Origin of the sequence: Staphylococcus sp. GDX8P80P (genome assembly GCF_017893095.1) — a bacterium.
GTDB classification, from domain to species: domain Bacteria; phylum Bacillota; class Bacilli; order Staphylococcales; family Staphylococcaceae; genus Staphylococcus; species Staphylococcus borealis.
Window position 1 is genome coordinate 1 of record NZ_JAESMI010000088.1, and the last position, 8,798, is coordinate 8,798.

The 8,798-nt window shown below is 32.0% G+C and carries 9 protein-coding genes; all 9 read right to left on the bottom strand.

Annotated elements, in window-relative coordinates; genetic code table 11:
• Positions 1–273: 273 nt before the first annotated feature.
• The 9 genes from fumC to KA858_RS08530 all read right to left on the bottom strand — a co-directional run bounded on the left by fumC (position 274) and on the right by KA858_RS08530 (position 8,654).
• Positions 274–1,659: a class II fumarate hydratase gene (gene fumC, locus KA858_RS08490; RefSeq protein ID WP_210135439.1), complete on the bottom strand. Its 1,386-nt coding sequence runs from the start codon at positions 1,657–1,659 to the stop codon at positions 274–276.
• 191 nt (positions 1,660–1,850) lie between these two features.
• Positions 1,851–2,258 (bottom strand): hypothetical protein, encoded by a 408-nt coding sequence (locus KA858_RS08495; protein ID WP_210135440.1) that lies wholly within the window; start codon positions 2,256–2,258, stop codon positions 1,851–1,853.
• 194 nt (positions 2,259–2,452) lie between these two features.
• Positions 2,453–2,602 carry an SAS053 family DNA gyrase inhibitor gene (locus tag KA858_RS08500; RefSeq protein WP_142237138.1) on the bottom strand — a complete coding sequence of 50 codons (150 nt, stop codon included), beginning with the start codon at positions 2,600–2,602 and terminating at the stop codon, positions 2,453–2,455.
• Between the two features lie 22 nt (positions 2,603–2,624).
• Positions 2,625–3,224 carry a 6-phosphogluconolactonase gene (locus tag KA858_RS08505; protein WP_210135441.1) on the bottom strand — a complete coding sequence of 200 codons (600 nt, stop codon included), beginning with the start codon at positions 3,222–3,224 and terminating at the stop codon, positions 2,625–2,627.
• Between the two features lie 171 nt (positions 3,225–3,395).
• Positions 3,396–3,866 carry a tRNA (uridine(34)/cytosine(34)/5-carboxymethylaminomethyluridine(34)-2'-O)-methyltransferase TrmL gene (gene trmL, locus KA858_RS08510; RefSeq protein ID WP_210135442.1) on the bottom strand — a complete coding sequence of 157 codons (471 nt, stop codon included), beginning with the start codon at positions 3,864–3,866 and terminating at the stop codon, positions 3,396–3,398.
• Complete coding sequence (gene queG / locus KA858_RS08515) at positions 3,867–4,994, bottom strand: tRNA epoxyqueuosine(34) reductase QueG (protein ID WP_210135443.1); 1,128 nt, start codon at positions 4,992–4,994, stop codon at positions 3,867–3,869. It lies immediately after the preceding gene.
• Between the two features lie 154 nt (positions 4,995–5,148).
• Positions 5,149–5,871: an amino acid ABC transporter ATP-binding protein gene (locus KA858_RS08520; RefSeq protein ID WP_210135444.1), complete on the bottom strand. Its 723-nt coding sequence runs from the start codon at positions 5,869–5,871 to the stop codon at positions 5,149–5,151.
• On the bottom strand, positions 5,864–7,318 hold the full coding sequence (locus KA858_RS08525) for an ABC transporter substrate-binding protein/permease (protein ID WP_210135445.1): 1,455 nt from the start codon (positions 7,316–7,318) through the stop codon (positions 5,864–5,866). The genes KA858_RS08520 and KA858_RS08525 overlap by 8 nt, the downstream gene beginning before the upstream one ends.
• A 277-nt stretch (positions 7,319–7,595) precedes the next feature.
• Positions 7,596–8,654, bottom strand: coding sequence for a PTS sugar transporter subunit IIC (locus KA858_RS08530; protein WP_210135446.1), 1,059 nt, complete (start codon positions 8,652–8,654; stop codon positions 7,596–7,598).
• Positions 8,655–8,798 lie beyond the last annotated feature (144 nt).

Sequence of the window (8,798 nt, forward strand, 5' to 3'; positions counted from 1 at the left end):
GAGTGGGACATAAATAATATAATCATGCTATTTTGCAAATTCGCAGTAGCTGACTGAACTGAGAAGGCGCTTAAATCAAGCTATTCTCAGTTCTAGTCATCCTTGCGGGCGGGGGGCCCCAACAAAGAGAATTTCATCAAGAAATTCTACAAGCAAAGTAAGCTGGGAGTGGACGAATTTAAAAGAATTCTGTCCCACTCCCTTCTTTATACAATGAGAGTAACTGTCAATATCAGTCGACAGTTACTCCCTTATTTATTTTATGCGTTTTAATTAATGTGGATCTACCATATCTTCAGGTTTAATCCATTCCTTAAATTGTTCTTCTGTAACATGTCCAGATTGGATAGCAGATTCTTTTAAAGTTAATCCTTCTTTATGTGCTTTTTTAGCAATTTGAGCAGCTTTTTCATAACCAATATGAGGATTTAAAGCAGTTACTAACATTAATGATTGATTTAAATAATTATTAATATTTTCTTCAATTGGTTCAATGCCTACCGCACAGTTATCATTGAATGTTTGCATACCATCAGCTAGTAAATAGATTGACTGTAATGTGTTATGAAGTATCACTGGTTTAAATACATTCAGTTCAAAGTTACCTTGTGAGCTTGCAATACCTACTGTTGTATCATTGCCCATAACTTGAACTGCAACCATTGTAAGCATTTCGCATTGTGTCGGATTTACTTTACCAGGCATAATTGATGATCCTGGTTCATTTTCAGGAATTGAAATTTCTGCAAGTCCCGCTCTCGGACCAGACGCTAACCATCTAATATCATTTGCGATTTTCATCAAGTCTGCTGCTAACGCTTTTAACGTACCATGTAATTGAACAACTTCATCATGTGATGTCAATGCATGGAATTTATTGTCAGATGATACAAAGTTATATCCAGTATTATCTGAGATAAATTTAGCAACCTTATTACCAAATTCTGGATGCGCATTAATACCTGTACCAACAGCAGTTCCACCGATAGCTAAGCTTAAGATATGTTTTTTTGATTCTGCTAGTAATTCTTCACATTTATCTAACATATAACGCCAGCCACTGATTTCTTGTCCTAATTTAATTGGTGTCGCATCTTGTAAATGTGTTCTACCAATCTTAATAATTGATTGATACTTATCCTCTTTTTCTTTAAAAGTATCACGAAGATGTTTTAAAGCGGGTTCAAGTTTTGTTTCAACTTCATGATATAACGCAACATGCATTGCTGTTGGGAATGTATCATTTGAACTTTGAGATTTATTCACATCATCATTAGGATGAATTGATTCGTCAATACCTTGCTCTTTTAAATATTTATTTGCTACAAAGCTAACAACTTCATTAACGTTCATATTACTTTGAGTACCGCTTCCTGTTTGCCAAACAACAAGTGGGAAATGTTCATCTAATTCCCCTTTTAAGATTAAATCACAAGCGTAAACGATGGCATCTTTTTTAGCATCACTTAATTTTCCTAATTCATGATTGGCTAATGCTGCACCTCTTTTTAATTGGGCAAATCCATAAACCACTTCAATTGGCATACGTTCTTTACCTACTGGAAAGTTTCGTTTACTTCTCTCCGTTTGAGCACCCCAATATTTATCTTCAGGTACTTCAATTTCTCCGAATGTATCGTGTTCAATTCTTACTGACATGCGAAAATCTCCCCTTATACAATTATTTAACCATAGTATAGCATTATTTAAATTAAAGGGGCAACGCATTATTAAAGCGGTTTCAAAAAATTAAATTCAAGCTCAAAATAAAAATAACGGTTAGAATATGGATGCATTATTCTAATCGTTATTTTTGATATACTATTCAATTATTCTTCACCGAAGTAACCTTATTCATGCTCGCTATAATCATATTTAACTTTAACTGCTTTAATAACTGCTAAAGCGCTTAAAATATATAACACCACACTAATGATCAATGTAAAAGGACTTAATTGAATTAGAAAGCCTATAAATCCCGTGAGTTGTGCATAAAAATCATTTAATGAATACATTAAAATACCAGTTATTAAAATACAACATAACACACTTATGAATACACCTGTTTGATTACTTTTGATGAAAGGTTGCGCACTTATATTTTCAATTAAACCGTTGGATAAGTTTAATTGCAATTTAATAATTTTAAACAATATAGGTAGATAAAGTGCACCAAATGCGATTGGGAATCCTTTAATTGAAAGTAAACTAATCAAAATAGTGGCAATCGTTAGTGGAAGCCAATATTTATGTAACATTTTACGCTCTCCTTATATTTAATGATTGAAGTATATTTTACCATATTTCATAATGCATTAAATTGTATTCAGCCATTAAACTAGTAAAAATTTACATTTACTTAGTATGCTTGTTTCCTAAAAAAATAAACTCGAGACATCTTTAAAGGTCTCAAGTTTATATGAATCAAAAGTATTCGTTTTAAAGCTATCATCTATTCATGCGATTGATTTAATTTGTCCTCATCATTTTCTTCAGAAATTTGTTCCATCTCTTTGCCTAAGGTTTTTAAATCATCTAAATCTTGCACCATCGCATTTTCTTCTTCACGATAATTTAGTTCCGAATCTTTATTTTCAGTCATTTGTCAAACCTCACTTTTAAATTTAAGCAAATCTAGCAGTGAAATATTCTTTAACATCTTCAGGTAGAACTTCAGCAGCCGCTCTATCTAACACTACTGTTACCATTCTATGTGCTTTAAGATCAGAAGGTTCAAAGCTTGATTTACCATTTTCTTCATAAAGTTTTTTAACAACTTCACGTTTATTTGCACCAGTCACAACTAATACAACTTCACGTGATTTTAATAAACCTTGTCTTACGTTTACATTTAAACTACCCGCTTCATCAATAGATGTAACTTGTAGAATTAATTTTCCTTTATTCTCTTTCGTTTTGATTTTATCATCAATTAAAGACTCCGCATCATCATCAAAATTAATTGGATAAATTTGGCTAGCAGGTACGCCTAACGCCTCATAATATGAACGATTATCATCATAATCCAAAATATTTATTTGACTAAAATCGACTGCATGATGATCAACATCTTTCTTTAGTTCATCTAATACTGGTGCCGCATCTTTAGTTAAATGAATGCCAGCAATCGTTGTAGGATTGTTATTAAATTGCTTTCTAATGATATCTGCTGTGTATTCAGCTACGTGTTCTACATCATTAAATACTTTAAAGTTCATTGCCATTGTCTTTACACTCCTCTTAGTTCATCAATGTCTTATAAATAACGTATTATTTATTAGAATACCCTTGTAGACATTAAATCAAACTATTTTAAAAATGTTATATTAAATCACTAATAAATATAACATTTTTTAATAAAAAGATGCATTGAATTTCAACTTTCGAATTAACGTTTACGATAAACCAGGAAAGTTTTGTTGTCGTAACGCTTCATAGATTAACAATGCTGCTGTATTAGATAAATTCAATGATCTAATATTCTCACTCATAGGAATTCTTAATGCTGTATCCGCGTATTTCTCTTTAACCCAATCAGGTAATCCAGTTGTTTCCCTACCAAATATAAAATAATAATCTGTATTCTCTTTAGCGAAATTAAAATCGCTATAAGTTTGTTTACCAAATTTAGTTAATAAATAATATTCACCATTTGTAATATCAAAGAAGTCTTCAACACTTTCATGATAGGTAATATTAACGTGTTCCCAATAATCAAGACCAGCTCGTTTTAACATTTTATCATCCGTACTAAACCCTAATGGTTTAATCAAATGCAAATGTGTATTTGTCCCTGCACAAGTACGAGCGATATTACCTGTATTAGCAGGAATTTCTGGTTGAAATAAAACAATATGATTTGTCATTTAAAGTTTCCTCATTTCTAATCCTTTTATCATTTCATTTTGAACTTCTTCAAGTTCATGTTCATAGTTTTCGTCTATGAATTCACGTGCTTCTTCTCCTAGAATTTGGCCAATTGCCCAGTACGCAGTTCCCCTAATCATTGGCCTTGGATCATTTAATGCTACTTCTTTAAGTTCAGGTATAGCGGCAACTTCATTAAAGTGTGCTAATGCAATAATAGCGTTACGTTGAATTGGTTTTTTTCCACGCCAAGCACCTGCTAAATGACCATAAGTTTGTTTGAATTCTTTATTGCTCATTTGTAATAATGGTACTAATCGTGGTTTCAATATCTCAGGTTCTAGTATAATATCATCATGTGTCGTGTTTATTCCTTTATTTTTAGGACAAACTTGTTGACATGTATCACATCCATATAAACGATTACCTATTTTAAATCTATATTCATCTTGTAGGTATCCTTTCGTTTGTGTTAAAAAGCTAATACACTTTTGAGCGTTTAATTGACCGTTTCCAACAAGTGCTCCCGTAGGACACCTATCAACGCATATCGTACAGTCACCACAGCTATCAAGAATTGGATCATCTGGCTCAAATGGTATACTCACTAACATTTCTCCTAAGTAAGTCCAGGTACCTAAATCGGGGTTAATAATAAATCCATTTCGACCTGCAAATCCAAGTCCAGCTCGCTCTGCAACTGCCCTATCGGATAACACGCCAGTATCAACCATACTCTGTATTTCTACTTCGGGCACTTTAGATTGTATAAAATCCGCAAGTTTATCTAAACGCTTTCGCATAATTGAGTGATAATCTTGTCCCCAAGAAGCGCGTGCAAACATCCCGCGACGATCACCTCTAACACTTTTAGGTGCACCTTTAAGTTTATTCGGATATCCAACAGCTATTGCTATAATTGAACGTGCAGTAGGCAAACTTAATTTTGGCTCAGTTCGTAATGCAATATCTGATTCTTCAAACCCTGAAGCATAGCCTTTTGCGTGATAATCTTCTAATTTCTTTTTAAGTTCATCAAATGGATCAGCTGTAGTAAAACCAATGCTATCTATGCCTATTGAATATGCATAATCGATAATTTCTTCTTTAAGCCAATTATAATCCAATACATTTGCCTCCTTAAAAATGATACATATGACATTTTAACACAATCCTCTTAAAGAAATCGTTAATTATTTATGGACTATTTAAGTATCTTTACATTTTAATAGGAGTCTGAAACGTATATGTCTCAGACTCCTTAATCAGTCATTATTATTTCTATAGTACTCTAGATAAAAAGTTTTGTGTTCTTTTATGCTTCGGTGACTGAAATAGTTGTTGAGGTGAACCTTCTTCTACAACGTATCCATCAGCCATAAAAATAACTTTATCACTTACATCTCTCGCAAATCCCATTTCATGAGTCACAACAACCATTGTCATACCCTCTTTAGCTAGATCTTTCATGACATTGAGCACATCGTATACAACTTCGGGATCTAATGCAGATGTAGGTTCATCAAATAATATGATCTCTGGATGCATAGCCAATGCCCTAGCTATCGCAACTCTTTGCTTTTGCCCGCCGGATAATTGTGAAGGATAAACATCAGCTTTATCTTCAAGTCCCACTTTTTTAAGTAATGCAAGTGCCTCTTGTTTCAATTGATTTAAATCGTTCATATTTAGTAACTTAGGTGCCAAAACGATGTTATCCAAGACTGTTTTATGTGGAAATAAATTAAAATTTTGGAATACCATTCCCATCTTTTGACGTAATTTATTTAAATTATTATTCTGATGGGTCAGTTCAGTTCCCTCAAAAATAACCTTTCCGCTAGTTGGTGTCTCTAACAAATTTATACATCTTAGCAGCGTACTTTTACCACTTCCAGATGGTCCGATGATGGCTAAAACTTCACCTATATTTATTTCCAAATTAATATCTTTAAGTACTTCATTTTTATCAAATTTTTTAGTTAAATTTTCTATTTTAATCACTTGCTTTCATTCTCCCTTCAATTAAACTCATAACGCTTGATAATGAGAAAGTTAATATAAAGTACATACATGCAGCTATGATTAATGGTGTGAAAGGATCAAATGATATACCTTGTACAACTTGAGCGTTGAACATAATTTCACCAACACCAATTGTAGATATAATAGATGATTCTTTTATTAAAGTTACAAATTCGTTTCCTAAAGCTGGTAATATATTTTTAAATGCTTGAGGTAATACAATATGAATCATTGTTTTTGAATAATTTAAACCTAAGCATTGCGCAGCTTCAGTTTGACCTTTATCAACGGCATTAATTCCAGCTCTTATTATTTCTGCAATATAGGCAGAAGAGTTTATGACTAATGCAATCGTTCCACAAATAAGTGCAGAAATATCTAACCCTAAGAGTGCAGTTGTTCCAAAAAAGACTATAAACACTTGCACTAACATTGGTGTTCCTCTCAAAAATGCGATGTAAATTGACGCTGGCCATGAAAGAATTTTAAATTTACTAAGTTTTGCAAGTGCAATAAATGATCCAATAATCGCTCCACAAATTACACCGATTAAAGAGATAAGTACAGTATTTTGCAATCCTTTAACGAAGAAAGTACCATACTTTTGAATAAAACTACCATCGTCAACCATTTGTTCTGAAGCTATATTCATATATTTATTGATTAAATTTTGATCTTTAACATTTTTGATTGACTCATTTAGATGTTGTAATAAAATAGGTGAGTCTTTAGGTAAAGCAATGACTGTAGGTTTTTTCTCCTCATTAAATGAAACATTGGCAATTTTTAAATCTTTATTTTGCTTAGCGTAGGCTTCAGCTACTGGCTTTTCAATAACTAATCCATCAATTTTTTTACTTTTCAAAGCTAAAATTGCATCTGGTAAACGATTAAGTGAACTTAATTGTGCATTTTCTATTTCTTGCTGCGCAATTTTTTCTTGCTCACTGCCTTTTTGAGCGCCTATTCTTTTATTTTTAAAATCATTTAACGTATGGAATGCATCACTATTATTTTCTCTAATTAACATTACATTACCTGTTTCCATGTATGGTTCTGAAAAATCTACTTCTTTTTTCCTTTCAGGTGTAGACGTCATACCAGATATAATAATGTCTATTTTTCCAGTTTTTAAAGCGCCAAGTAGACTATCAAATTGCATATTAATAATTTTTAATTTTAAATGATTATCTTTTGCAATTTTTTTAGCTAATTCAATATCTACACCCACATATTCTGTCTTACCATTTTTTGTTTTTTCAAATTCCAGTGGTGCATAATCGGCTGATAGTCCTACTCTTAATTCACCTCTTTCTTTAATTTTATTCCAAGTTGCATCTTCATCAGCTAATACCATTGGTTGTATGTATATCAATGTCAAACTAATTAAGATTGCTATAGTTAGTACTTTAGTAATTATTTTCATAAGCAACCTCCTTTAATTAATTCATTATTATACATATAAACGTATTAATATACAATAGTGTATTTAAAAAAAAGAGTTAGACAGAATTCTTTTAAATTCATTGTCCAACTCCCAGCTTGCTTAGCTTGTAGAATGTCTTTATAAAATTTTTTATTGTCAACACGCAAGGATGACTATACTGAAACACACATTTTTAATGTCTTAACACTTCAGTCACCTACTGCGAATTTGTATTATAACTTAAATATTATATATATTCCTGGCTCTTAAATAAGCTTTATTGCTTAGGTATTTCAAACTTATAAATGCCATCATGATAACTAGGAATTAATTTTTTGCATATTTCATGAATAATAAATGCACTCACAAATGGAATTACCAAGTAACCAAAAATAAGCAAAATAATATTCATTGTTGCATCACCAGACATTCTATTAAAAGCATTGATTGGTCCAACTAAACCTGTGTATCCAAATCCAGCAGATAAAGGTGTACCTTTAATTCCAATAGCGTATGCTAATATTCCTGATACGATACCATTTAAAGTTAGTGGAACCGCAATGATTAAATGCTTTAAATATACAGGTATCATCATTTTTGCAGCACCAATGAGTAATACAATATTAACACCCATTGAATTAACTCGTATTGATCCAAATATGAAAGTAACACAAGCAGCTACAATTCCCATATTGGCTGCACCACTTCCTAAACCAGTTAAGCTTATAGCTGTGGCAATAGCAACTAATGAAATCGGTGTAACCATCAATAATGAGAACGTTACACTTATCAAAATTGACATAATGAGTGGATTCAAAGCTGTAAATGAATTTACCATATGACCAAGACCTTTAGTTATAGTTTGTACATAAGGTAATGTTAAAAGTCCAATTAAACCACTTGCAACAGGAATTAAGACTGGTAATATAATCATTTCAAGTGATCCTAATTTCCCTTGCAAAAATATATATAGTGCACACGCTATAATGACAACTAAAATAATATTAATAATATCACCGATGCCCTTTAATGCAATACCTTTAGAGGTGAATTGTACCGCTCCAGATCCAAGCATAGCCGCCACACCAACCATACATGAGCCTGCACCATTAAACTTAAATTGATGTGCTGCTAAAACACCGATAATAAATGACATAAATGATTGAATAATAATCACTAAATGGAATACTAATTGAAGTAATGGATGATGATCCATAAATAATTTTAAAAATTCTCCCAACAATGCATTTGGCAATAAAGCAATGACAACTCCAGCCCCTACAGCATTGAGAATATTACTAAAAAAATACTTTAAACTTATGCGTTGTTTACTCATAGTAGCCTCCGATTTTAAACATTAGCTTTATATTAGTACAATCTACCGTGTTTAACAATATGAACAAAAGTCAAGTCCAGACTCCTGTGTAAAATGCTATACAATGTTTTTACCATTTCTACTTATCAAAATTGATGTATTTTC

Excerpts from the sequence above, each read along its gene's own strand:
- trmL (WP_210135442.1), bottom strand. The coding sequence starts at position 3,866 with ATGACAAATCATATTGTTTTATTTCAACCAGAAATTCCTGCTAATACA.
- KA858_RS08530 (WP_210135446.1), bottom strand. The coding sequence starts at position 8,654 with ATGAGTAAACAACGCATAAGTTTAAAGTATTTTTTTAGTAATATTCTC.
- KA858_RS08500 (WP_142237138.1), bottom strand. The coding sequence starts at position 2,602 with ATGACTGAAAATAAAGATTCGGAACTAAATTATCGTGAAGAAGAAAAT.
- KA858_RS08525 (WP_210135445.1), bottom strand. The coding sequence starts at position 7,318 with ATGAAAATAATTACTAAAGTACTAACTATAGCAATCTTAATTAGTTTG.
- KA858_RS08495 (WP_210135440.1), bottom strand. The coding sequence starts at position 2,258 with ATGTTACATAAATATTGGCTTCCACTAACGATTGCCACTATTTTGATT.
- KA858_RS08505 (WP_210135441.1), bottom strand. The coding sequence starts at position 3,224 with ATGGCAATGAACTTTAAAGTATTTAATGATGTAGAACACGTAGCTGAA.
- fumC (WP_210135439.1), bottom strand. The coding sequence starts at position 1,659 with ATGTCAGTAAGAATTGAACACGATACATTCGGAGAAATTGAAGTACCT.